We start from the raw sequence: 21,566 nt of genomic DNA, 5'->3' as shown, positions 1-21,566 counted from the left end.
GGGAGTTAGTGACTTTTGCGGTTATTTTAGTGCAACTTTAGCCGTGCGGCCTAAGCTTGATGAAGGATATATTGCAGCGTGGGCAAGGGAATGACTCATACAAACCCGTTACGAAATTTAACATTTAATCATTTCATCCGTTTTAGTATTTTTAAGCTCAGCTTGCTTATAATTTGCGGTTTAACTCTTTCGGTTAACGCACACACCTCACCTCCTGCCATACAACTTGCTACCGAGTTTGATGCGACTCGAACTTCGCAAGATATTAATATTCAAAATTTTTTGATTAGTGAGAAACTCGACGGGGTTCGAGGTTACTGGAATGGCAAGGAATTATTCACTCGGCAGGGAAATGCCATCGCCGCACCCATTTGGTTTACTGCGAATTTTCCGAATTATCCCCTCGATGGTGAATTATGGCTTGGGCGAGGCCAGTTTGAAGCGATGTCCAGTCTTGTTCGACAAACTTCGGCTAAGGATGATGATTGGCGCAAAGTGCGATTTATGGTGTTCGATGTCCCCAAGGCGAGTGGCGACTTTCAGCATCGCTATCAATTTGCGCTGACTGAACTGAGTGGCAAATCGAATTATCTTGAAGTCATAGTGCAGTTCCAAGTAGAAAGCCTTGAAGCCCTGTATCAAAAACTCGATGCCTTAGTTGCAAAAGGCGCCGAAGGCTTGATGCTGCATCGCAGTTCTGCGACTTATATCAGTGGCCGCAATCCTCATCTGATGAAGCTAAAACCTTATTATGATGCTGAAGCTACTGTTATCGCTTATATCCCTGGTAAAGGTCAATTTGCAGGGCAGATGGGCGCATTAAAAGTGCAAACGCCAGACGGCCGAATTTTTAGTATTGGCACAGGTTTTAGTCTCGCAGAGCGCCAACATCCCCCCGCAGTGGGCACTATCATCACCTATAAATACCTTGGGCTTACCGTTAACGGTTTACCGCGGTTTGCCAGTTTTTTACGGGTAAGAACCGATGTTGAAACTGAGTAGCCGTTCCTAGTAAATCAAATTGCGCATAAGTCTTTACGCTGAGTAATGCGCAATTGATATTTTGATAGTGTTATTCGTAATAGGCGACTGTCGATAATAGTTGTTCACTGAAATTAAAAATATCATCTACAGAGTTAATAGGATGACGAGTTTCATTTTTATTTTCATCCACTAATCCTAGATACTTTTGTTTAGCATTGAAGTGTAAGCGGCATAAGGGTTTTCGGTTATTATCATCCAATAGTATGCCAAAGTAACTTTGGGTATCCCTTGCGATGATTCGATTAACTTCTATTTTTTGCCTCAATATAGCTTTTATCACATTGAAACCGTCAATTTCTTCTTCAGTAGTAACTACTTTAATTTTTTCATCATTGGATGGGATTGGGGTATCGATTAAATTTTTGTTTTCATCAGTTGGTTTATCATTGCCAATAGCGGATTTTAAACGTTCATTAATGCTGTCGTTGAGAAATTGTCTTAGTGCTTTATGAGTAATTTCAGCAAATTGATGTTTTACTTTAGGTGTAAGAACCCCATCATAAGCCCTTGAGGCAAAAAAGCGAATAAACTCTTCTTCAGGTTCTTTAAATTGCTCACTAATAATACGTTTTATCTGACTCAAGTATTTTAGTTCTCCTGCCGCGCTGACTATTGAGTTAACGTCGAACGAGTTTTTAGTCAGCTTTTTAACTTCAGGAATTAAGTGTTCATCAATATTTTCAAGATCTAAGATCAGAAATGGTTTTTCATCCATTTTGTTAGGAGCATCAAGATCGGTATAAAATTGATATTCAGTACCGTTTGTAAGAATAGCTAAGCGTGCGTTTGTGACAGAAAAATAACGAAATAGTTGTGACGCATGCTTTATGGACAGCTTTTCATTGTACTTTTTGCATTCAATAAGGATTTGCACTTCACCTTCCTTAATTAATGCGTAGTCAACTTTCTCACCTTTTTTACCTATAGTATCTGCCGTAAATTCTGGGACAACTTCGCTAGGATTAAAAACATCATATCCTAGAACTGTATGCAAAAATGGCATAACTAAGGCATTCTTAGTCGCTTCCTCAGTTTGAAGGCTATTAGCAATTTGAGGGATGCGTTTTGATAGAACATCGATTCGTTCAATAAAATCCATTTTACTTTTCCTCTTCTTGTACTTTGTGGTGTATTTTTTATTTGAGCGAGTATGCGGTGAACATTCAGTTTTATTTTAAACCGTACTCTGACATATAAACCTAGTCGATAAAAAATCCTTAGCAAGGAGGCTAATTTGTTTCTGTGCTGTTTATCGTATATTTTACGGGTTAGGTTAAATTTTGTGCGTGCTTGGTATGTATATGACTCAAGGGGAATATTTTAGCTGAGGTGACACCCTTAACTTTCGGATCGTAGCGCGCATTTTATTTTTGATAATGGTTTGGCGTAAGAATATTTTGTATTTCTAGGTTTAACATTTTGTATTTATAGGTAAATAATTAATGTATTAAGCTGCTTATCATATTAAGTTTACATCTAGGTTTAAGCACATTAGATAAATTATTGATAATACTAAGCTATGAGGTATTCATGTTAAAAAATCAAAGTGTACGGCGAATATTGATGGTTTGTATGGGTAATATCTGCTTGAAATTTAACTCATTGTAATTGTTAGATAAAAACCTCTCTCCAAAATCTCTCCAAAATTCCTCTCCAAAACACTGTGTGATTTCTGGTGCTAAATCACTAGCTCTATCCACATCTGGCCACGTATATCATGATATGCAGCAGTGGTTCGCGGGTCTTTGTGACCAAGTAAGATTTGAGTGTCGATTCCCTGACCGCTATAGAGTCTTTCTGAAAGTGATCGCAATTCGTGAAAGGTTGTTGTCGATGGACCAAGCTCGTCGCGGCATTCAGAAAAGCGTTTGGTAATGGTATCAACAAACACTTGCCCACCAATGGTTGCACCTCTACTACCGTGTTGATGGTGGATCAGGTATTTAGATACACAGCGGCTACGGCACGATAAAACAACGTTGCCAATGCTCAAATCTAACGCCTCAAGTTTAAGTCCCAACGGCAGCTTGAGCATCGTTGAGGTTTTCTGCTGAAACACATGCAACCATTCGCCTTCAACGTAGGAGTAGGGCGGCTTCGAACGGTTTCCTGTTTTCCAATTTTGATACAGTCTTTCCCAATCTTTGCCCTTTTTAAATTGCATGTTAGCGATATCAACGCGGCGCTGCCCAGTCACCAATGCGAGCAGAATGGTATTTTTAACCCACGGCTCTTTGGTTTCGGCAACCGTGAGGATTTGTTTCACGGCCTCTAGTTCAAGCCGATCCCGAACGACGTTTACCCGTGGGGATTTGGTTGCCGATGCGGGATTAAATCCACCGGTGATTTCTCCCGCTTGAGCGGCTTCTTTGAAAATATCAATCAGTACTGATCTCACCGCCTGCGCAGTTCTTTCTTTTCCTTGCGCTCTTAAAGACTGCATCAGCTCGTAACAGTCTTTGGTTGATATGTCTTTGAGGGGAATATTGCCCATCGCTTTTATAGCAATAGTCGCCTGAGACTTACGGGTTTTAAACGTGTTGAGTCTGATCTCGCCGTTATTTAATCTATCGCCCTGGATAGCAATATATTTTTCAACCCACTTTTTAAAGGCAATGCCATGTTGTGCCACACGTTCCGGCCTAGCGTTATAGTTATCGATAAACGCACTTGCAAGTTGTTGAGCAATTAACAGATTTAATGCGCTTGCTCGTTCCTTTGCGATGGTTCTATCTTTACCTAGCCCTCTAAAGGCCCCATTGCGGGGATCTCGGTACTGGTAATAAACTTCACCATTGCGAGCGTCTTGCCGGCAATAAAGGTTTTCTACACCTAGGTCGAACTTACGTGGTCTAGCCGCCATTGAGGATTCTCCTGATAACAGGGTCGCTTATATCACTGACCACAACCTGAGTCGGGTCTACGTAAATCGCATTGGATTTAACCGCCCAGCGTCTACCGAGCTTAATTGGTCTTGGGACAATGGACCCTGACTTTGCCCAAGCCTGCAAAGTCGCTTTTGATACAGAGAAGGCGATATGCATTTTCGCCCAATCTTCAAGGGTAATATATTGCTCGATCATATCGGACTCCTGATTAAGTCAGCGCCAGCATTGTTGCAGTGTTCATCATCGTGCCTTACCTGCTTTAAACAACCTTCATCCTCATCTTCTTGCCATTCACCAGAGTCGATTAATGCTTTGGTGCATTGACTGCAAATCTGATGGGTACGGCCGCAATGTTCGACAAAGGTTGGTCTATGCGCTTCACAGAAATAACCCTCGCAGCTGATCTCATCTTCGCCATGCATACCACCACACGCATAAGAAAGGCCACGGTCGATTTGTTTGTGGCAACCCGGATGATCACAGGTTGCTTCGAAGGCATAACCAATGGGTCTGCCGTTACTATCTTCACCACAATTTGACCAGCTCATTGCTTACCATCCTCAATGTAACGATGAAAATCATCCCCGCCACATGTTGCAAACTCTTTTTCGCAATGCGCCCATGAACAGACAAATTCGTTTTCGCATAGATCTGATGCGTAAATCGTATTTTCACCGCCACAGTGTGGACATGAAACTATTAGCCCTGCAGGCTTTGCCATCTTCTTCATTGTTTACCACCATTTGTAACGCTTTTTTCTTGGCCGCAAATTTTTAGAAGCTCGTTCGCATCAGTTATTGCACTCTCGATTCCTAGGCACTGTGGATAGTCATTACTTAATACAAATAGGTTTGGCAGTGCTTGTGTAGATATGAAGGTTTTGAGCTTATCCACCTGCATCGCCAGCTGGCCGCGCTCAGCTGTTAGAGTGTCAATTTCTTGCGCTGCCTCAGCCGCAAGATTCTTTTCACCACGACGAGATAAGTCGTCTTGATCTGTAGCGAACTGCTTTAGCCGTTCTGATAGTGAAAGCTGCTTCATGCCGCTACCTTATCTTTCGGCGCGAAGAACAGCGCAACGGGGCCATCTTCGGTATCGTGAATACTCAGCAAGAATGAGCCGGCCTTGTCGCAAACGGGTTGCCAATCGCTGATATCGGTGTCGCCCTCGTCAAAGTAGCGCTCGATTAAGTTTTCAGGCGCATCGAGTTCAAACCAAATCGCCACAAACTCGCCGCCTTGGCGTGCCGCCCATGCTTCGCACTCCACACGGGTTACGCCTTCGTCCCACTCGGGCAAATCTGGATGGGTCCAATAACCTTCTTCACATTCTACTGTTGCTGCTTGTATCGGGTTCATAAAAACTCCTATGCCGCTTCGGCGGTGTGTATGCAAAGCTCTGGGAGATTTGCGCGGGTGAGTGCTTCGGCAAATGGGGGCGGAACGCTGTTACCCACACGGGCGACTTGCTGTTTCTTGGTCGATTTGCCGTTGTAGTTACTGATAATGTATTCAGGGTTAAAACCTTGGCAGGCGAACAGCTCATGGGGTTCGAGCATGCGCATACCAATATCGATGATTTGATAGGGCTCACCCTTGATCATCACTAGGCCAAAGCGATCATTGGTGGTGATGGTGTGCAATGGTTCATTACATGCCACACCGTCTTGCTCGTTGCCGTAGTATTTGATGAAGAACGCGCGCACTTCGCCGAGGTGTAAGCCGCCAGCGGTGATCGTGTGTGCGGGTTCATCCATTGCAAAGCCGAGGTTAGTACCACGCAATTTAATCATGTGGCTGGTGATCAGCGCGTTGTGATCAACCGTTGTCACCGTCGGTAAGGGATTATTTAAGTCGTCACCTGGTCCCGAGTAATTGCCGCCGTAATGCTTGCAGATATTGGCCGCCGCTAGTACCGGTTGCACCACCGCAAAGTGACCGCCTTTTACCTCGGCGCATATCGTGCGCAAGGGTTCATCAACGGGCATATTGCGCTGATTACTGGCATTCGCGTGCTCAGTAATAAAAGGGGCTAACGTGACATTTTGCGGAACAATAAACGGCTCCTTGGCATCAAACACAAACTTTTGAATCCCTTTCGCAATGCGCTTCATGGTGTTTTCTGCCAACGGCTTTTTACGGCCAAAGATGGAACGACAAGGCAGTGACCAGTCGATGCATTCAGCCGCCGTTCGCCAAGGTTGCAGCTTGCCCGATTTAACCGCTTCGCTATTGGGTGCGCCGTGGGTCGGCTCAGGCCAAACTATGGGCTGGCCATCACAACGGGCGATCATGAATAGGCGTTTACGGATAGTTGGGGCGCCGAAGTCACAAGCCCGTAGCTCGCGCCACTCCACCTTATAACCCAGTCCTTTCATCAGTTTAGCGGTATCGAGTAAGCCCAAGGTTTCAACGCATTCCGCAAGTGCGGGGTGATCTGCATTTATGCCAGTGCTTAACATACTGACAAAGGCGTTAAAGGTTTCGCCTTTGCGCTCAGGGCAGGGGCGCATCGCCTCCGTGACTGGGCATTCAATAACAGGCCCCCACGTTTTAAATTCTTCAACATTCTCAAGCATCAACACGCGCGGCCGAACCATCATCGCCCAGCGAACCGTCACCCAAGCCAAGCCGCGTATCTCTTTACTCACGGGCTTGCTGCCTTTGGCTTTTGAGAAGTGTTTGCAGTCGGGTGAGAACCAAGCTAAATCAACCGGCTTACCTGCCGTAGCTTGCACGGGGTCAATATCAAATACCGACTCGCAATAGTGAAACGTCTCTGGGTGATTTGCTGAATGCATCGCAATGGCGTCAGGGTCGTGGTTAATGGCAATATCCACACTGCGACCAATCGCCCACGCTATGCCCGTACTTGCACCGCCACCGCCTGCAAAATTATCGACGATTAAGCCTCGCATGCTGCTTCTCCTTTTATCCTGAGTTTTGATTCTGCGTTGAGTGCGAATACTTCGGCGTCGGCTTGGCCGAAATCGCTGCACTCGATGGCGTTAAAAGACTTACAAATGCCCCAGCCGTGATAGTTGTTGGGGGTGTACTTCACTTCGATTTGTTGCTGATCGCACATCAAGGTGGAGTAGGGCTTAGATAGCGTGACCACGCCCGCTTTGGTGCTAAACTTATTCATGCCGCCTCCATGTTTTGGTTGTCGCTTGCTTGGCTGACAGGCGAATGGCAGGGCAGACGCATTGGGTGATATCGGTACGAATACACTATGGTGCGGCTAATGCCCTTGGCTAAGTTGGTTAAGCCGTTGCCCAATGCTTGCCAGTACAGGCAATCTAACGCGCCGAGCGCCAGTGCGATTTTGATACTGTCGCCCGTTGTGGCCTTGAGTAACAGGCTTAACTTATGGCTGCGGAAATGATTTAACAGATGGCGAAACGCCGCTGATTGAGTCATTTAGGCCACCTGCTTTGGTTGCAAAGGAGTTGATTGCAAAGGGTTTGATTGCAGCTTGGCCCAGTCGATGGCTTTAATGGCCTCGACCGTGGCGGCGATTTGCTCTAGCTTTTTTTGCCCGCGCATAAAGTTCGACAGTTCAATACCGTGGCGAGCCGCCGCACACCTCTTAGCGCTTGAATGGCTTTGACAACGGGATAATAGCGCCAATTTCTCACATGATGCTCAAGTTCATTGTCTAATCGTTTTAGCCTTGCAATCCGTTCCGTGACAGTCTGTAGATATTCCTGCAAGACAATCTGCTGACTGGGATGGGGTAATATCAGTTCGGTCAGCCAACGTAAATGCTGTAGTGACCAATTGGCCGTACCTTTGTAGTTGATATTATTTCGAAGGAGTAACGCTTTAAGTTGGTATTTGGCATCCTTTAAATCCTTCATGGCAGTTTCCCTTGCACGGGAAAGGTCACGAATGGCTTCGTCTTCAGGCTCAGGCACATAGATGGGTGTGAGATCTTCAGATTTAAGTAGCTTAGCGAGTTTAAGCGCATCACGTTTATCAGTTTTGACTTTTTCACCAGGCTTTTTGGGAATGAGAGAGGGAGCTATAACGTAGCAACAGTGGCCTAAGCTAGTGAGGAGACGATAGATCCAATAGCCACAAGGGCCTGCTTCGTAGACAAAGTGCAGTGTTGCATCTGGATACTTGGATTGAAATTGTTTTGCTAATTTAGTGATGGATGCTTTTGCACTAGAAACGCGGCCATAATGTACCGATTGTGCACCATAATGGTCTTCGATATAGGCGACTTCGACGAATTCTTTATGAGTATCTAAGCCAATGAAAAGTATGTTATGTTTTATCATGCTGATCTCCAATTTTTAGTTTCTTTGACAAAACTATTATGGCTCTGGCTTTAAGCTAATCCACGATTGATTGGAGATCAGCATCTTTGTGGGGAGTCATTATGTCTATGCCCACAAGGAAGCATCGTGAAAACCGTATTATTTGCATTTCTAATCTTCATTTCGGCGAATGTTATGTCACAGGAATATGCACCGGGCCAAACCTGGGAATACAAAACTCGCGACACAGAGAAATCGTCAAAGTTAACTATATTAAAAGTAGAGAAATATGATGATCTCGGCGAGGTCATACACATAAGAATCGATCAAGTAAAAATGATAAACCCAATAAAGGGTAACGAAATAACAGACATCCCTCACCTTCCTTTTAAAAAGAAGGCATTAGACTCAAGCATTACCAAATTCAAAGGTATGGAAACGGTGCCGGACTTTCAAGAAGGCTATGACACTTGGAAGGCTGCTTATGATGAAGGGCAGGCAGGAGCCTTTGAAACCACAGTAAAGGAAACACTTGAGGCATTACTAGGCGCGGAATGGATCGAGAAAGAGGGAGCATAACAACTGATTCAAATCGCTCGCTTCGCTCACTGGGACGGGCTAAAGCCCGCCCCTTAACCATACGTTATGCATCTGGAGCATCATGAGAATCCTGCGTGACCAAACAATCTGTGAATGGGCAGATGTTGAGCCGCAAAAGCCCGAAGCAGGTACTAAATTGGGTATCGCGCTCGGTACGCTGGGCTCTGGGCCAATCAACGGACTCCGGTATAAACCGGAAAATGGTACGAACGGTTGGTATATTTGGTGCGGTGAAGTAATGTCACAAGATGACGACTTCTTTTCACCACTCCACATCGAGCATATTCAAGAGTACTTGCCTGAGGTAATGGAGTATCTTGATTTGCCTCCTGGTTACCGTTTTCTCATTGATGGAAACAACTATGAAGATATCTGGTATGAGGCTGAGTTACTAAATGCATAACAATCGCAGGCACAGCGATGGCTTTTTCGTTGCGGCTTTGCCTCCACTACAAAGCCGCGCGTGCTGCGGGCGTTAAATGCTTATGAGTAAGTATCCAGTATTAATCGGCGGTGTAGGCTTAGTTAAAGGCCGCATCAAAAACATAGGCCAAGCCATGGTTGCAGTCTGTGACGACGTAAAGCCAGTTATTGAGCAATCAAATGCGTTCGAAGGTATGCCGTTTAAAGAAATAAATATGGTTATTCGCTGGGCCGAGGAAGGTATCAGCGAGCCTGAAATTGGTCCCTTGCGTAAATCCCAGCAAAGCTTAGATGTCGCAACCACTATTAGCTTCCGTGAGGGAAAGGCTGTCGAGAACAACCCTGATCAACTCAAGTCCTTGGTCAAGGCTGAACTAACCAAAGTGCTAAATGCTATAGGGGTAAAATATGGTTTGTGCCAAATTCACATTTAACAATGCGCACCACTCGCTCCCGTTGGTTGCTGGGACGCCAACACGCTGCGCGGCTCGTCGCCCGTGTGCTTCGCGTTAAGTAACTATATGAATAAGCATTGTTGCCAAGAAATGGAAGAAAAACTTACATTTACATGTAAGGTTCATCGTGATGAATTCGAATGTCCTGACTCAATTATTAGGTATACGCCAAAATTTGACGAGTACGGCCTAATTATTCATGACGGAGGCTCAAGTTCTATTCTAATTAATTATTGTCCTTGGTGTGGCGTAAAGCTTCCTGAATCAAAGCGAGATTTGTGGTTTGACACTCTTGAACAGTTGGGCTTTGATTCTCCAACCGAACAAGAAATTCCATCGGAATTCAAAGGTTCTTTGTGGTACGAAGAACGGCAGTAAAAGTAAGTCAATTGCATTGGTTGTATCAAAGCGGAAAAATCATACTTAACAATGTGGTCAAACATCGTTCCGCTTCGCTCCACTGGACAGAATTTAAGTCGCAGCTTTGTGGTTTTGCTGCGCAAAAGTATTCCACAAAGCCACAACTTAAATTCTGCCGTTTACCACGGCGTTGTAACCCATTCAGGATAGTACATTTGAATATTTTACTTACTCTGTTTTTAGCCTTATTCGCATCAGCATCTTTTGCTTGTTTTGCCCCTCCTGAAGGACTGAGCGATAGTCATGAGTTGATTTTCGCTGAAAGAGTAGGGGTGAGTTTTGTTCTATTCATATCAGCGTTAACCTTCCGTTTTCTCAGTCAAAAAACTAGACTCTGGGTGCCTGCATTGTTGGGGCTATCTTTTGGTTACGTTCCCGTAGTTATGTATGTGCTTTTCATGGAAGGTATTGCCGGACCAGGTGGCGCATGTGGAAGGCCAGAATTACTGGAAATGGCTAATGTAATTCTCATTGGCACAACCGTTTTAGCATTGTACGAATGTATTTACTGGTTTAGGCGTAAGCGTAAAAATGGGTTATAACAAACCAATTATTCCGACCTCAACTCGCAGTGCTCGTTTCGGCGGCATATTGGGGCGTTATGTGAAATCCATGTACATACTTAAATTTAATGAATTAAAGCTGCTTGAGTTTAAAATTACATCTGGTGACGCCCCAATGGGTTGTGTTCTAGCTGTAATTAACACAGGAGTAGAGACTAAGCTCTTGGAAAATCACATCAAGGAGTTTGGGGTGGAAGCAGAAACTGGCATTAACGAACTTGCTTTGTCAGAACCTCACTCAGTCTTAGATGGAGGAGATAGAAATTTAAATTATTCCGGTGGGTTAATTTGTTGGGTGGAAGAACTTGAGGAAATTACACTAGAGTTAGTGGGCATCCCGTATCCTGAGTATGAAATTAAATTTCCTCATTTGGTTAGCCAGTACAATGAACTACACAAAAACACATAACAATGCGCAGCAACACGCCACTGCGTGGCTGGACAGTTTGTAAGTCGCGCTTATGTGGTTTTGCTTCGCAAAAGTATTCCACAACGCACAACTTACAAACTGCCGTTGTGCTTAACGTTATGAGCCATATGAATAACTTACCAATTTGTAGCCTGATAATTCTCTTGGTTGGTTGCACAACCATAAAAAATGTTTCAGATAGTTCTCAATTTGGAGGTGACATAGGCATAAAGCATTTAGAAAAGAACGCTTTCATTTGTTCTGTTGATAATAATGCGATGTTTACGAAAGGCTTACCCGTTAACGAGCTATATGAAAACCATGGTTTCAAATCCTGTCCTTACGGAATGGATGTTGCGTCCCTTCTAAAGGGGGCTGAAATTAAAGTTTCAGAGGTTTCTCATCGCTCACACTTCGGTTTAGTGTCTTATACAGATCATTGGTATTTTGTTGGTTCCGCCGTCATTGACGGTAAAACGGTGAATTTTCATTACTACTTAGGGTTAACTACCGATGGAAAACCTCCTGCGAACTATAAGGATAATTTGTTGTGGCAATAGCAAAAGCTCATAACAAGGCCAGCCAGCATCGTTCCCTGCGGTCGCTGGACCTCGTTTCACTCGGCCGCTGCTGGCAGCGTTAGGCAAAATTCATGGCTTCGAGTAAACGGCTAAGCAGCGTATCCCACAGCATTGCCCACCACGCAGTGAGCGGCTTGTCGTATGTCCACCCACATCTGAGGCAAGCAGCAAAAGCGCATACAGAAGAAACAGTTTTTATTAATCTTCTTGCAGACGAGCCATGCCCTCAGCGGTTTTCTGAAATCGTGCCACTGAAAACCGCGTTAAATTCCTTGAAGCTGCGTTTTTTAGAAATACTCAAGTCCGAAGGCTTTTCAAAGCCAGAGCTCAAAGCAGCGGTACTAATGTTCGAATTTCCAGAAAATTTTGCCGATGATTACTGCAGCAACTGTCACTCTTTGCTAGTCCATACAGCAGGCAAAAAGTATGCGCACGCAGTCAACTATATGGGTGCGTCAATTTCGCCTAACAATGCGCTCAAAGCGCTCACTTCGTTCGCTGGGACCGGCGAAGCCGGCCCCTTAGCTTAATCGTTATGTCTCGCGAGGGAATGAATGAAGTACAAGTGTTTTTGTAAAGCAACAAATCGAGAAGACAAAGAACCTAGATACTCACATAATTGGGTTACTGCTAAACGAGCTATGTTCAAAGTCTATGATGATCGTGTTGAGTGCGGTAGTTGGAAAATTCCATTCTCAGAAATTGAATCCGCTCACTTATACAAAGCAAAACAGTTGTTTATTCCGGTCAACGTTCTTCAGCTCGTAACTGCAACTGGTAACTATCAGTTTGGGTTTAATCCATGGGCAAACCCATTTAAGTTCTTGGGGTTCGAGTATGAACAAAGTGAAATCAAACTAGGCTATTCCATATACAGTATTGTGATTCGTACTCTTTTAGTGGTGTACTTAGCTTATTTAGCATATGAAAAATGGCTGTAGAGGCTTTCGCAAGCAAAAAATTACATAACAAATCGCTCAAGCACCGCGCCTTCGGCGCTGGACAGTTTTTAAGTCGCGCTTTTGTGGTTTTGCTACGCAAAAGTATTCCACAAAATCACAACTTAAAAACTGCCGCTTAGCTCGGCGTTAAAACTCTATGAGGGAGCAGGGTTTGTCTTGGAAAAAGGGGGAATTGGCGGCATATAGTTCGGTATTTCTCATCGTATTGTTTGTTGGTATTTCGTTATATTCCTCAGTTCGCGCTGTTGAATGCGGCGGGGAGTCAGATCGCGAATGCTATGTGCCATTATGGCAATCAATATCCCTATATTTGGTTATTGCTCTTTATGCTATTGCCATGGCCGTCGGTGGGTTTGAATGGGTGAGAGGAAAGCTAAACAAATTCAGCTCGGCTTCCCTAATTGTTTCATGTATGTTCCTAGCCGTGTTTGTGGGTGGACTTGTGTGGCTTTATATGCAGTCAGGGCACTAAGTTTTAACAAGCGCATTAAGGATAAATTTTCGCTGCGCTTCAATTTTCCGCAAATGCGGTCGTTATGCATTAAGGATGTCATGAGTATTAATCCAATCAAAGTAGCGATTCCATTATGGTATGCCCAAATGAGTTGGGCTAAGGAGCTAATTCGGCTTGGATTCGGACTATCGAAAGCAGAAGACATTCTTTCTAGAGAAAATCGTGGCTGCAAATTGGTGCCAGGAACAACTTGGTATATTCGCACTCATGGCATCGGTGTAGATGTTTTTAAAACTCCTGATGTTGGAGGTATAGATTTTGATTTTGACAAACCCGACCCAGACCCATGGCGTATGCAGATCTTTGTTGAGAGACAAGTCAATGATGGAAACTTACCCTATGAGAACTATCGTGAATTACTTGATGATGAAGAGCTAATGAAAAAAGCCATTTCTGAGGCATTGTCACAAAGTGCATAACAAACGCCAACACACCGCGCCTTCGGCGCTGGACTCGCAACAAGTTGCTCGCCTGTGTGGCGGGCGTTAGGCATCAGGAGAGATCGTGGCACCTAAGATTGGAGATTGGGTAAGAAGCTATAGCGCTGGTATTTGGCAGATTTACCGAATTCTGGACTATAAATGCAAAGATCCCGTGACAGGCAAGGTAGTTGAAAAAACAACCATCTTCTCAAAAAGATTCGTTTCAGACTCCTTCAAACGTTCATTCAAAGAAGAATGCTGTGATCCAGCATTTGTGTATTTACTGGAGCTGGATAAAAAGAAGGAACTTGATGCGTTTATTGAAAGCAATTCTGGCTTGTATCAAAAGTTCATTGACCATGAACCGAAGCAAATTGATTGCATATACAATGCACGGATTGGTATACCTCCGCACAGGGACAGCCAAATTATCGCAGACAAACTCAAAGACCTGGGCCCGATTAAAGATATCGAAATAAATCCAAAGCTGAATGAACTTGGATTTAATACAAAGGCTATGCCTTCATGGACAGTACAGTTTGTGTCGAGCGGCTTTGAATGTCTTGGTGGGTATTTGTCGTTCCAGTTTCTTCGAGTTCTGGAGCAATAAATGCCTAACAAATCAAACCAGCAAGTGCCCTTCGGGCAGGGACGCGCTAACGCGCGCCCCTGTTTGAGGCGTTGGTATGACTCCCCACGTCAAGTAGAGCACACAAATATCGGCCTAATTATTTAAGCCTTATTTTTACGTTACTCAAAAGTATTGAGTTAACGCAGTAGATGAAGCAAGTAACTTCGTCGGTTGTCATGCTGATATCCGTGGATTACTTATCTTTCGACAAGCAGCGCCTACCTTACTTTATCCGCCGTGGCACCTGTCTTCAGTCTATGTACGTGGTTCAATACAGGGTTAGCCGTATTGCCATCCTAACGCCGTCGGTGGTTGTGCCACATCCGCTGCCTCACCAGCTGCATTAACTCAAAAATTAAACTCATGCAGGCACCCTCGCTAAACGCAACTTGGGATTGATCTGCACTAATACAATTTCCCTCGCAATCGCCCAAATATAAGCAATCATTTCTCTCGCTATGGCAGTCACAACCACATTATAGTGTTTACCTTTTTGCATTAGCCGTTGATATCGACGGCAAAGCCGAAGTTGTGCTTGCCATGCCATATCAACAACTTGCTTCGGCAAACCTTCTTGTCTTAGCTGAAGGTCTGTAGAGATATTGGCGGGATAGCGATAGGTGTGCGCTCCCTCCACGAGTAATCGCCTAGCCCGAGTATTGCCGCACTTGGTTATTGCTCCGAGATGACGTTTGCCGCCACTAGAGTGTTCAGCGGGGACGAGTCCTAAATAACTCATTAATTTTCTGGGATGATCAAAGCGTGTTAAGTCGCCTAATTCTGCAATTACACCCGTTGCAACCAAGAGCCGCACACCTCTTAGCGCTTGAATGGCTTTGACAACGGGATAATAGCGCCAATTTCTCACATGATGCTCAAGTTCATTGTCTAATCGTTTTAGCCTTGCAATCCGTTCCGTGACAGTCTGTAGATATTCCTGCAAGACAATCTGCTGACTGGGATGGGGTAATATCAGTTCGGTCAGCCAACGTAAATGCTGTAGTGACCAATTGGCCGTACCTTTGTAGTTGATATTATTTCGAAGGAGTAACGCTTTAAGTTGGTATTTGGCATCCTTTAAATCCTTCATGGCAGTTTCCCTTGCACGGGAAAGGTCACGAATGGCTTCGTCTTCAGGCTCAGGCACATAGATGGGTGTGAGATCTTCAGATTTAAGTAGCTTAGCGAGTTTAAGCGCATCACGTTTATCAGTTTTGACTTTTTCACCAGGCTTTTTGGGAATGAGAGAGGGAGCTATAACGTAGCAACAGTGGCCTAAGCTAGTGAGGAGACGATAGATCCAATAGCCACAAGGGCCTGCTTCGTAGACAAAGTGCAGTGTTGCATCTGGATACTTGGATTGAAATTGTTTTGCTAATTTAGTGATGGATGCTTTTGCACTAGAAACGCGGCCATAATGTACCGATTGTGCACCATAATGGTCTTCGATATAGGCGACTTCGACGAATTCTTTATGAGTATCTAAGCCAATGAAAAGTATGTTATGTTTTATCATGCTGATCTCCAATTTTTAGTTTCTTTGACAAAACTATTATGGCTCTGGCTTTAAGCTAATCCACGATTGATTGGAGATCAGCATCTTTGTGGGGAGTCATTATGTCTAACTGTATCTAGGAAGTTATGCGAAATACTGAAAGAGTTAATTCAGAAAGACCGGAAAGCGCATTTGAGGGCGAGGTAGTGTGGAGCCCTTTGAAATCGATTTGGTTTCTTTCAAATCTGATTGCCGCGCTATGTATCGCTCCTTTCGTATTTTCTTTTTCATCTCTTATGGTATTTATCTCATTGACTGCCGTAACTCTTTGTTTTGGTCATTCCCTCGGAATGCATAGGCTACTCATTCACCGATCATATGAATGTCCAAAATGGATGGAATATTTGTTTGTCTATTTGGGGGTCTTGGTTGGTATGGCTGGGCCAATTGGAATGATGATGCAGCACGATTTAAGAGACTGGGCGCAACGGCAGAAAAAATGCCATGATTTCTTATTGCACGGGTCGAAAATAATAAAAGATGGGTGGTGGCAGCTTAACTGTGATCTCAATTTAAAATATCAACCTGAGTTTACAATTGAAGATGAAGTGTCAAAAAATCGGTTCTACCTTTTTATTGAGAAATATTGGTTGCCCCAACAATTAGTTGTCGCAATTCCTCTATATTTATTGGGTGGTGTACCTTGGCTGGTATGGGGCGTCTCTGTAAGGGTTGTCATCTCTGTCGGTGGTCATTGGCTTATTGGTTACTTCGCTCATAACCACGGGCAAAGAACTTGGAAAGTTGAAGGTGCGGCTGTTCAGGGGCACAATATTCGTATTGCTGGTTTCCTATCAATGGGTGAGGCGTGGCACAACAATCATCACGCATACCCCGGCTCAGCTATGCTTGGTTTATACAAAGATGAACCTGACTCAGGTTGGTGGGTATTAAACGCGCTTCATAATCTAGGAGTCGTTAAAAACATTAAGCTACCAAAAGAATTACCCCATCGTTCAGAGTTAGTTGCAGAAGCTACAGACCTTGATCGTCGAGTGGAGCGTGTTCCTGAAGAGTGTGAAATTGCAAATTTCATCAGAAGGAACAGTTAACAAACGGCTGCACCGGACAAATTTCCGCTGTCACCTTTTGTGCAAAACACGCACAAAAGCCGCCATCAAAAATTTACTCGGTGAGCCGGGCGTTGAACTAAGCCGCTGCGCGGAGCCCAAAGCGAACCACTGATCCAGAGCAAGCATATGAAGAAGGAGATATTGCCTCTAGAGATATACCCGACATAAGAAGAGGTAAAGGTCGAGATTTTGTTAATAAATTCGCTATCGCTTATGTAGATAAGAATGGACAGGTTAAGTTAGAAACGTTTTCATCCTTCAGTGAAGCTAATGATTTTGCTGAAAAAGTCAATGGAAAATGGCCTGAGGCAATGGAGAGAGGAGGTTTTGTAACACTGTATAGAAGTGCTACTTATTCTAAAATTGTGGCGAATCGATTTAATCGTTATCAAAAAACACAATTGACGTCTGTGGAAAGTGTTGTTTTCAATTTGGCTTATGAAGGAGTTCATACTAAGTATGGGCCTACTCATGATCAAAGATTAGAGTCTAAATCATTTGGGGCAGTTGAAGCTTATAGGGAACGTTCAAGATGAAATTTAATATACGTATACTTTATATTCTGATGTTTTTTTGTTTTAGGGTTGTTGCAAGTGATTCAATCTACATAACGAGAGAAAATGCAGCTAAATATAATGTTGATGTTAAAGTTAGTGCTAGTGAAATTTATAAAATGTATGAAGTAACTGTTAGAGTGAGCAGTATTCCACCTAAATGGCACTGTTTGAGACTTAGCAAAGTTGATGTTGGTTTTTATGATGATAATGGACTAATAGCTATAGTGCCGCTAGCTTTTAATGATAGTGGTGAGCTTTATTACACATTTACTTTACGAAAAGAAAATTTAGATAAAACGAGCATTGGTATTAATTATACAAATAATTCAAATGATAACAAATGCGAAATCTTATCCAATAATGCATTCATTATCGAATTATTGGGCTGGAAAACGAGTAAATCTGATGTTTTAAATTTAGATTAGCGAGGGAGTCCCCCTGCAAGATTAAGGTGCCAAAGTATTTAAACGAGACACAGAATTATGAACAGTCTCGAAAAAGATGCACTTTAATAACTGTTAAAGTGCAGTTTTCACGCATTTTAGTGCATAATCGACGTACTTCACATTATCGATACGTACTAGTGCAAAACTCAGTTTATGCATCAGAATATGCATAAATAGTCACATATCTATCAATCTTAGACTCTCACTCGCAGTAACAGCTGCGAAAGCACTTTAATATAACTGAAATCAGAACAAAGTATCACTTAATAGCTTTAAATCTATAGGGGTCCTAAATTACTATGAGCAGAGTCATACACTTCTAATTAGTTGACCAAATTTAATATGCCACTACATAGACCCCCCTCAAGAAGTTGGAAGCACTAAAACTCATGCAGCAGTATGGCTACAGGCGAGTCGTTTCATCAACCCTACAGGAGGATGCAATGACGTGTTTTTGTTGGTCTTGTATTAATTTTCTCAGGTCAAAAAGGTCAGGGGAATATCGATATTTTTAGTTGTCTTGCGTGAGCCGCAGACGTTTGATAGTGCGATCAGTTCGGCCTGTTCTTGGACTATGACTTCACCTGCAGACGTGTTACCCAATCACAATGGCATCATGGCCAGTCGCAGGCTTAGTGCGGCATGTTCTTGAACTGTACTCTTTTCACCTGCAGGCGTGTTATCCAATCCCAAAGTGCATCATGAGCGCTGAACAGCTATACGTTAATGCCAGTGGTCGATGATGGCCGGTATCTAAGCGTATTGTTCTGCTTGGTCCTATGTTCCTGCCGTGTTGACCTGCCGGTGTGTCCACTAACCTTACGCTGGCTAAATAGTCTTTGTGAGGCAGGAATATTAGTTGGGCGGATAGGTGTTGATGCCTGGCATCAATGTGCATGTTTACGTTTTGTCAGCTGTTTTACCTGCAGGTGTGTTAGTCGTTCAGGCATTTACTGATGTTTGTGGGTGAAGCCGGTAATGTTAGGGCAGATATAGGCGTGTTGTGCGACGATGACGAGTGAGAATAGCGCACGTTTTCTCAGCCTCAGTTGCTACTGAAATATTGCATTGCGATAGAGGTGTTACACCATTATGGTTCAATAGTGTTTCGATGCGGCCTAGATAATCCCTAGATCCCCTTAAAAAGTTGGGAGCACTCAAACCCATGCAGCAGTAGGGCTACAGGCATATCGTTGCATCAACCCTACAGGAGGATGCAATGACGTGTTTTTGTTTCTTTTGTGTTAATTATTTCCGTTCGAAAAGGTCTGGGGAATTGCGAGATTTTGAGATGTCTTGTGTGAGCAGTATGCGCTAAATTGTACAATCTCTACTCGACATCACACAACTTACTTCGGGGCAAAAAGCGAGCTAGATTCCTAACTCTAATTCGTGAGTTTCGGAGTCCTCTAGATGAATTGTTAGGCATCACTGACGGGCATGCTCATGAAAGCCTCTTTTTTCTAAGTCCACGCGAATTTCAGAGTCCCGCTTGCTTTTGCCCGTGTAGAACGCAAAGGTTTTTAGACTACTGGGCACCGAGTCTGTAACGAAACTATTGTAATCAATCGCGGTTTTATAAACTCGCAATGACGAGAGTCCCTTCAAGTCCTCAATACCTGCAATCTTTTCAAGCGTTTTGCAGTTGATGATCTTCATGTCACTCAATTTGGGGTTTGGACCAACTTTTACGTCAGCCAACCTAATCTGATCTTCTATAAACAAGCGCTCTATATTCTCGAAACGTCCTATGTCACCCAAGTCTTCGAGCCCTTGAACTCGAATGACTTCTAGTGACTCAAGCTGCGGTGAGGTTATTTGAGCTATGGACGAGCGACCACCAAGAATGAAGCGCAATGTCTTCAATGTCGGGATACTGGAAACGAACTCGATGCCGTCTTTCTTCTTGATTGAAGCAAGGGATAAGCCTCTGAACAACGGCAAATTGCAGATAGTTGAAATGTTTTTTGTGTGGCCAGTCGTGTGAAGTTCCTCTAGAACAACACTCTTAGAGAGATGCCGAAAATCAATATTACATCTTCTCGTTTCTCCCAATGACAGAACTTTCAAAGAAGGGAGATTGCAATAGCTGAGAACGTCAGCATCTTCGAGTTCGAACACACCAAGTCTAAGCTCCGCAAGAGATCGAATTTTGGATAATACCTCAAGATTAGACGCCTTCATAAGGCAATCTATCGAAACACATTGGGCGTCAGGAATGAACTGCAATACTGAGGCGTCAAAAGATTCAGAGTAGTGGCCATAAAAGCGGATTTCAAAACTCCGCCCATGATTCTTTGCCAGCTGGTTCAGTAGTGTTAGCTGTTGTGCGGAATAGCCGCTCTTCGAATACTGAACGATCACTCGCTCACCAGCATCGATGTATTTGGCGATGCTGACTGGGTTAATATCTTCATAGCCGTCGATTCTGCGCTGCATTGTGATGCCCAAAATTTTATTTATTAGTGTTCATGCGCCTTTACCTCATTAGACCAGTAAAAATGCGCATAGTTAACTGATTGTATTGCAAAGAACTTATCAGCTTTTTCTCAAATGTACCATCCGGAAAAACGTTCATGCGCCTTTTTCAAATCTATCATCAAAGCTCTGTTTTACATAAGTGGTTAATTTTAAAGTATATCTATCCAGCTTGATCACACTGATTAAGCGCTAAAAGGAGGGTTAAAAAGCAAAGTTAATAGATAAGAATTTGTAGTGCAGCCTGTCTGCAATTTTTCGATTCACTAAACGAGTGCTCGCAAGCTTTGGTGCAGAAGTGGAAAGCCATCTGTCGGATCTAATTGCATAGTGGTTTGAATATTGAGGGGTTAAGTCAAGACTAATCCAGTTCAATCGTGCGTTCAGTTTGACCTGTTCTTAGACCACTATCTTCACCTGCAGACGTGTCACTCGATCACCTTAAGCTTCATGGCTAGTCGCTGGCTTGGTACGGCGAACTCTTTATCCGTGCTCTTTTCATCTGCAGACGCGTCACCCGATCACCTTACGCTTCATGCTCAGTCGTCGGCTTTGCCCAATCCTAATGTACATCATGAGCTATGCGCAGTTATACGCTAATGCCGGTGGTCGATAATGGCACGTACCTAAGCGTGTTGTTCCGCTTGGTCCTATGATCTAGCCGTGTGTTTACCAGCAGATGTTTTAGTCGTTCAGGCATTTACTCATGTCTGTGGGTGAAGCCGGCATAAATAGGGCTGATGTAGGTGTGTTGAGCGACGATGACGAGTGAGAATAGCGCACGTTTTCTTAGTATTAGTTGTTGCTGGTTTGTTGTGTAGCGATAGGTGTATTACACCATTATGGTTCAACGCATCTTCGATGCGGCCTAGATAATCCCTAGATCTCCTCAAAAAGTTGGGAGCACTCAAACCCATGCAGCAGTAGGGCTACAGGCGAGTCGTTGCATCAACCCTAGAGGAGGATGCAACGGTTCGCTTTTGTTTCTTTTGTGTTAACTCCTGATGGCGTGAAGGGTAGGGCAAAAGGCGAGGTTTTTGGCTTTTTTGGGTGAATTGATGGCGCCCAAATGGATCCTTCTATTGGGCTCACGGTTTCGGTTGTTGCCTCATCCTGCTTGGGGGCAATCCGCTCGCTGTTTTTGGTCATGAAAAGCAGGCAAACTGGGATGATCTGCACACTGTTTCTGGGTAATTGAACGCGTTTTTAGGCTCATGCTGCCTTAATTTGAATTGTTATTGATATGTTTTAATTCAATGGGTGTTGTTCAGTGTGTTGCAC

25 protein-coding genes and 2 pseudogenes are annotated in these 21,566 nt (G+C 43.8%); 14 read left to right on the top strand and 13 right to left on the bottom strand.

Translation table 11 applies throughout. The features are described from left to right. Positions 1 to 90 precede the first annotated feature (90 nt). On the top strand, positions 91 to 1,002 hold the full coding sequence (locus RA178_RS13180) for a DNA ligase (protein WP_263185170.1): 912 nt from the start codon (positions 91 to 93) through the stop codon (positions 1,000 to 1,002). 70 nt (positions 1,003 to 1,072) lie between these two features. Here the strand turns inward: RA178_RS13180 and RA178_RS13175 are convergent, their stop codons facing one another. The 11 genes and pseudogenes from RA178_RS13175 to RA178_RS13130 all read right to left on the bottom strand — a co-directional run. Next, positions 1,073 to 2,143, bottom strand: a complete 1,071-nt coding sequence (locus tag RA178_RS13175) for a type I restriction endonuclease (RefSeq protein WP_131525545.1) — start codon at positions 2,141 to 2,143, stop codon at positions 1,073 to 1,075. A 579-nt stretch (positions 2,144 to 2,722) separates the two neighbouring features. Then, positions 2,723 to 3,907 carry a phage integrase Arm DNA-binding domain-containing protein gene (locus tag RA178_RS13170; RefSeq protein WP_306682192.1) on the bottom strand — a complete coding sequence of 395 codons (1,185 nt, stop codon included), beginning with the start codon at positions 3,905 to 3,907 and terminating at the stop codon, positions 2,723 to 2,725. Beyond that, entirely contained in the window at positions 3,897 to 4,127 is a 231-nt protein-coding gene (locus RA178_RS13165; protein ID WP_012088952.1) for an excisionase, read from the bottom strand. Before RA178_RS13165 ends, RA178_RS13170 begins: the two co-directional genes overlap by 11 nt. Then, positions 4,124 to 4,480, bottom strand: a complete 357-nt coding sequence (locus RA178_RS13160) for a hypothetical protein (RefSeq protein ID WP_306682190.1) — start codon at positions 4,478 to 4,480, stop codon at positions 4,124 to 4,126. Before RA178_RS13160 ends, RA178_RS13165 begins: the two co-directional genes overlap by 4 nt. 178 nt (positions 4,481 to 4,658) lie before the next feature. After that, positions 4,659 to 4,973 (bottom strand): hypothetical protein, encoded by a 315-nt coding sequence (locus tag RA178_RS13155; protein ID WP_113941495.1) that lies wholly within the window; start codon positions 4,971 to 4,973, stop codon positions 4,659 to 4,661. Then, positions 4,970 to 5,290, bottom strand: a complete 321-nt coding sequence (locus tag RA178_RS13150) for a hypothetical protein (RefSeq protein ID WP_306682187.1) — start codon at positions 5,288 to 5,290, stop codon at positions 4,970 to 4,972. Before RA178_RS13150 ends, RA178_RS13155 begins: the two co-directional genes overlap by 4 nt. 8 nt (positions 5,291 to 5,298) lie before the next feature. Then, on the bottom strand, positions 5,299 to 6,849 hold the full coding sequence (locus RA178_RS13145; protein WP_306682185.1) for a DNA cytosine methyltransferase: 1,551 nt from the start codon (positions 6,847 to 6,849) through the stop codon (positions 5,299 to 5,301). Then, positions 6,837 to 7,076: a hypothetical protein gene (locus RA178_RS13140; protein WP_306682184.1), complete on the bottom strand. Its 240-nt coding sequence runs from the start codon at positions 7,074 to 7,076 to the stop codon at positions 6,837 to 6,839. Before RA178_RS13140 ends, RA178_RS13145 begins: the two co-directional genes overlap by 13 nt. Further along, complete coding sequence (locus tag RA178_RS13135) at positions 7,073 to 7,351, bottom strand: hypothetical protein (RefSeq protein WP_306682183.1); 279 nt, start codon at positions 7,349 to 7,351, stop codon at positions 7,073 to 7,075. The genes RA178_RS13140 and RA178_RS13135 overlap by 4 nt, the downstream gene beginning before the upstream one ends. Next, positions 7,352 to 7,576, bottom strand: a pseudogene (locus tag RA178_RS22170) (hypothetical protein); the annotation flags it as partial. It abuts the gene before it with no gap. After that, positions 7,504 to 8,217: pseudogene (locus tag RA178_RS13130) on the bottom strand (IS110 family RNA-guided transposase); the annotation flags it as partial. The pseudogenes RA178_RS13130 and RA178_RS22170, both read right to left, overlap by 73 nt. A 126-nt stretch (positions 8,218 to 8,343) precedes the next feature. Between RA178_RS13130 and RA178_RS13125 the strand changes: the two are divergent. The 11 genes from RA178_RS13125 (at position 8,344) to RA178_RS13075 (ending at position 14,155) form a co-directional block, all read left to right on the top strand. Then, entirely contained in the window at positions 8,344 to 8,775 is a 432-nt protein-coding gene (locus RA178_RS13125; RefSeq protein WP_306682182.1) for a hypothetical protein, read from the top strand. Between the two features lie 82 nt (positions 8,776 to 8,857). Further along, positions 8,858 to 9,199 carry an immunity protein Imm33 domain-containing protein gene (locus RA178_RS13120; protein WP_306682181.1) on the top strand — a complete coding sequence of 114 codons (342 nt, stop codon included), beginning with the start codon at positions 8,858 to 8,860 and terminating at the stop codon, positions 9,197 to 9,199. 82 nt (positions 9,200 to 9,281) lie between these two features. Then, the gene (locus RA178_RS13115; RefSeq protein ID WP_306682180.1) at positions 9,282 to 9,653 is read left to right on the top strand and encodes an Imm39 family immunity protein; all 372 of its coding nucleotides are present in this window, start codon (positions 9,282 to 9,284) and stop codon (positions 9,651 to 9,653) included. Positions 9,654 to 9,740: 87 nt separating this feature from the next. Continuing rightward, entirely contained in the window at positions 9,741 to 10,052 is a 312-nt protein-coding gene (locus RA178_RS13110; RefSeq protein WP_306682179.1) for a DUF6980 family protein, read from the top strand. 197 nt (positions 10,053 to 10,249) lie between these two features. Beyond that, the gene (locus RA178_RS13105; protein WP_263223253.1) at positions 10,250 to 10,636 is read left to right on the top strand and encodes a hypothetical protein; all 387 of its coding nucleotides are present in this window, start codon (positions 10,250 to 10,252) and stop codon (positions 10,634 to 10,636) included. Beyond that, entirely contained in the window at positions 10,626 to 11,066 is a 441-nt protein-coding gene (locus RA178_RS13100; RefSeq protein ID WP_306682178.1) for a hypothetical protein, read from the top strand. Before RA178_RS13105 ends, RA178_RS13100 begins: the two co-directional genes overlap by 11 nt. 128 nt (positions 11,067 to 11,194) lie before the next feature. Continuing rightward, complete coding sequence (locus tag RA178_RS13095; protein WP_306682176.1) at positions 11,195 to 11,626, top strand: hypothetical protein; 432 nt, start codon at positions 11,195 to 11,197, stop codon at positions 11,624 to 11,626. Positions 11,627 to 11,718: 92 nt separating this feature from the next. After that, a complete protein-coding gene (locus RA178_RS13090) occupies positions 11,719 to 12,177 on the top strand; it encodes a hypothetical protein (RefSeq protein ID WP_306682175.1) in 459 nt (152 codons plus the stop codon). A gap of 24 nt (positions 12,178 to 12,201) precedes the next feature. Beyond that, positions 12,202 to 12,588: a hypothetical protein gene (locus RA178_RS13085; protein ID WP_306682173.1), complete on the top strand. Its 387-nt coding sequence runs from the start codon at positions 12,202 to 12,204 to the stop codon at positions 12,586 to 12,588. Positions 12,589 to 13,161: 573 nt separating this feature from the next. Continuing rightward, positions 13,162 to 13,542, top strand: coding sequence for a DUF6896 domain-containing protein (locus RA178_RS13080; protein WP_306682172.1), 381 nt, complete (start codon positions 13,162 to 13,164; stop codon positions 13,540 to 13,542). 85 nt (positions 13,543 to 13,627) lie between these two features. Continuing rightward, the gene (locus RA178_RS13075) at positions 13,628 to 14,155 is read left to right on the top strand and encodes a hypothetical protein (protein ID WP_283628007.1); all 528 of its coding nucleotides are present in this window, start codon (positions 13,628 to 13,630) and stop codon (positions 14,153 to 14,155) included. Positions 14,156 to 14,537: 382 nt separating this feature from the next. Here the strand turns inward: RA178_RS13075 and RA178_RS13070 are convergent, their stop codons facing one another. After that, entirely contained in the window at positions 14,538 to 15,692 is a 1,155-nt protein-coding gene (locus tag RA178_RS13070) for an IS110 family RNA-guided transposase (RefSeq protein WP_248993755.1), read from the bottom strand. Positions 15,693 to 15,817: 125 nt separating this feature from the next. On the opposite strand from RA178_RS13070, the gene RA178_RS13065 reads away from it, so the two are divergent. Then, positions 15,818 to 16,783: an acyl-CoA desaturase gene (locus RA178_RS13065; protein WP_306682170.1), complete on the top strand. Its 966-nt coding sequence runs from the start codon at positions 15,818 to 15,820 to the stop codon at positions 16,781 to 16,783. Positions 16,784 to 17,336: 553 nt separating this feature from the next. Continuing rightward, positions 17,337 to 17,786, top strand: a complete 450-nt coding sequence (locus RA178_RS13060) for a hypothetical protein (protein ID WP_263223263.1) — start codon at positions 17,337 to 17,339, stop codon at positions 17,784 to 17,786. 1,449 nt (positions 17,787 to 19,235) lie between these two features. On the opposite strand, the gene RA178_RS13055 is transcribed toward RA178_RS13060, so the two are convergent. After that, positions 19,236 to 20,246, bottom strand: a complete 1,011-nt coding sequence (locus RA178_RS13055) for a hypothetical protein (RefSeq protein WP_306682168.1) — start codon at positions 20,244 to 20,246, stop codon at positions 19,236 to 19,238. Between the last annotated feature and the right edge of the window lie 1,320 nt (positions 20,247 to 21,566).

It is taken from the genome of Shewanella oncorhynchi, assembly GCF_030848765.1.
Lineage (GTDB): Bacteria > Pseudomonadota > Gammaproteobacteria > Enterobacterales > Shewanellaceae > Shewanella > Shewanella oncorhynchi.
Note: the sequence above shows the minus strand (reverse complement) of the source record. Positions and strands in the feature narration are given on the sequence as shown.

What these genes read in the sequence shown, in the direction of transcription:
- RA178_RS13180 (WP_263185170.1), top strand. Translation starts at nt 91, where the DNA reads ATGACTCATACAAACCCGTTACGAAATTTAACATTTAATCATTTCATC.
- RA178_RS13175 (WP_131525545.1), bottom strand. Translation starts at nt 2,143, where the DNA reads ATGGATTTTATTGAACGAATCGATGTTCTATCAAAACGCATCCCTCAA.
- RA178_RS13170 (WP_306682192.1), bottom strand. Translation starts at nt 3,907, where the DNA reads ATGGCGGCTAGACCACGTAAGTTCGACCTAGGTGTAGAAAACCTTTAT.
- RA178_RS13165 (WP_012088952.1), bottom strand. Translation starts at nt 4,127, where the DNA reads ATGATCGAGCAATATATTACCCTTGAAGATTGGGCGAAAATGCATATC.
- RA178_RS13160 (WP_306682190.1), bottom strand. Translation starts at nt 4,480, where the DNA reads ATGAGCTGGTCAAATTGTGGTGAAGATAGTAACGGCAGACCCATTGGT.
- RA178_RS13155 (WP_113941495.1), bottom strand. Translation starts at nt 4,973, where the DNA reads ATGAAGCAGCTTTCACTATCAGAACGGCTAAAGCAGTTCGCTACAGAT.
- RA178_RS13150 (WP_306682187.1), bottom strand. Translation starts at nt 5,290, where the DNA reads ATGAACCCGATACAAGCAGCAACAGTAGAATGTGAAGAAGGTTATTGG.
- RA178_RS13145 (WP_306682185.1), bottom strand. Translation starts at nt 6,849, where the DNA reads ATGCGAGGCTTAATCGTCGATAATTTTGCAGGCGGTGGCGGTGCAAGT.
- RA178_RS13140 (WP_306682184.1), bottom strand. Translation starts at nt 7,076, where the DNA reads ATGAATAAGTTTAGCACCAAAGCGGGCGTGGTCACGCTATCTAAGCCC.
- RA178_RS13135 (WP_306682183.1), bottom strand. Translation starts at nt 7,351, where the DNA reads ATGACTCAATCAGCGGCGTTTCGCCATCTGTTAAATCATTTCCGCAGC.
- RA178_RS13120 (WP_306682181.1), top strand. Translation starts at nt 8,858, where the DNA reads ATGAGAATCCTGCGTGACCAAACAATCTGTGAATGGGCAGATGTTGAG.
- RA178_RS13115 (WP_306682180.1), top strand. Translation starts at nt 9,282, where the DNA reads ATGAGTAAGTATCCAGTATTAATCGGCGGTGTAGGCTTAGTTAAAGGC.
- RA178_RS13110 (WP_306682179.1), top strand. Translation starts at nt 9,741, where the DNA reads ATGAATAAGCATTGTTGCCAAGAAATGGAAGAAAAACTTACATTTACA.
- RA178_RS13100 (WP_306682178.1), top strand. Translation starts at nt 10,626, where the DNA reads ATGGGTTATAACAAACCAATTATTCCGACCTCAACTCGCAGTGCTCGT.
- RA178_RS13095 (WP_306682176.1), top strand. Translation starts at nt 11,195, where the DNA reads ATGAATAACTTACCAATTTGTAGCCTGATAATTCTCTTGGTTGGTTGC.
- RA178_RS13090 (WP_306682175.1), top strand. Translation starts at nt 11,719, where the DNA reads ATGGCTTCGAGTAAACGGCTAAGCAGCGTATCCCACAGCATTGCCCAC.
- RA178_RS13085 (WP_306682173.1), top strand. Translation starts at nt 12,202, where the DNA reads ATGAAGTACAAGTGTTTTTGTAAAGCAACAAATCGAGAAGACAAAGAA.
- RA178_RS13080 (WP_306682172.1), top strand. Translation starts at nt 13,162, where the DNA reads ATGAGTATTAATCCAATCAAAGTAGCGATTCCATTATGGTATGCCCAA.
- RA178_RS13070 (WP_248993755.1), bottom strand. Translation starts at nt 15,692, where the DNA reads ATGATAAAACATAACATACTTTTCATTGGCTTAGATACTCATAAAGAA.
- RA178_RS13065 (WP_306682170.1), top strand. Translation starts at nt 15,818, where the DNA reads ATGCGAAATACTGAAAGAGTTAATTCAGAAAGACCGGAAAGCGCATTT.
- RA178_RS13060 (WP_263223263.1), top strand. Translation starts at nt 17,337, where the DNA reads ATGAAATTTAATATACGTATACTTTATATTCTGATGTTTTTTTGTTTT.
- RA178_RS13055 (WP_306682168.1), bottom strand. Translation starts at nt 20,246, where the DNA reads ATGCAGCGCAGAATCGACGGCTATGAAGATATTAACCCAGTCAGCATC.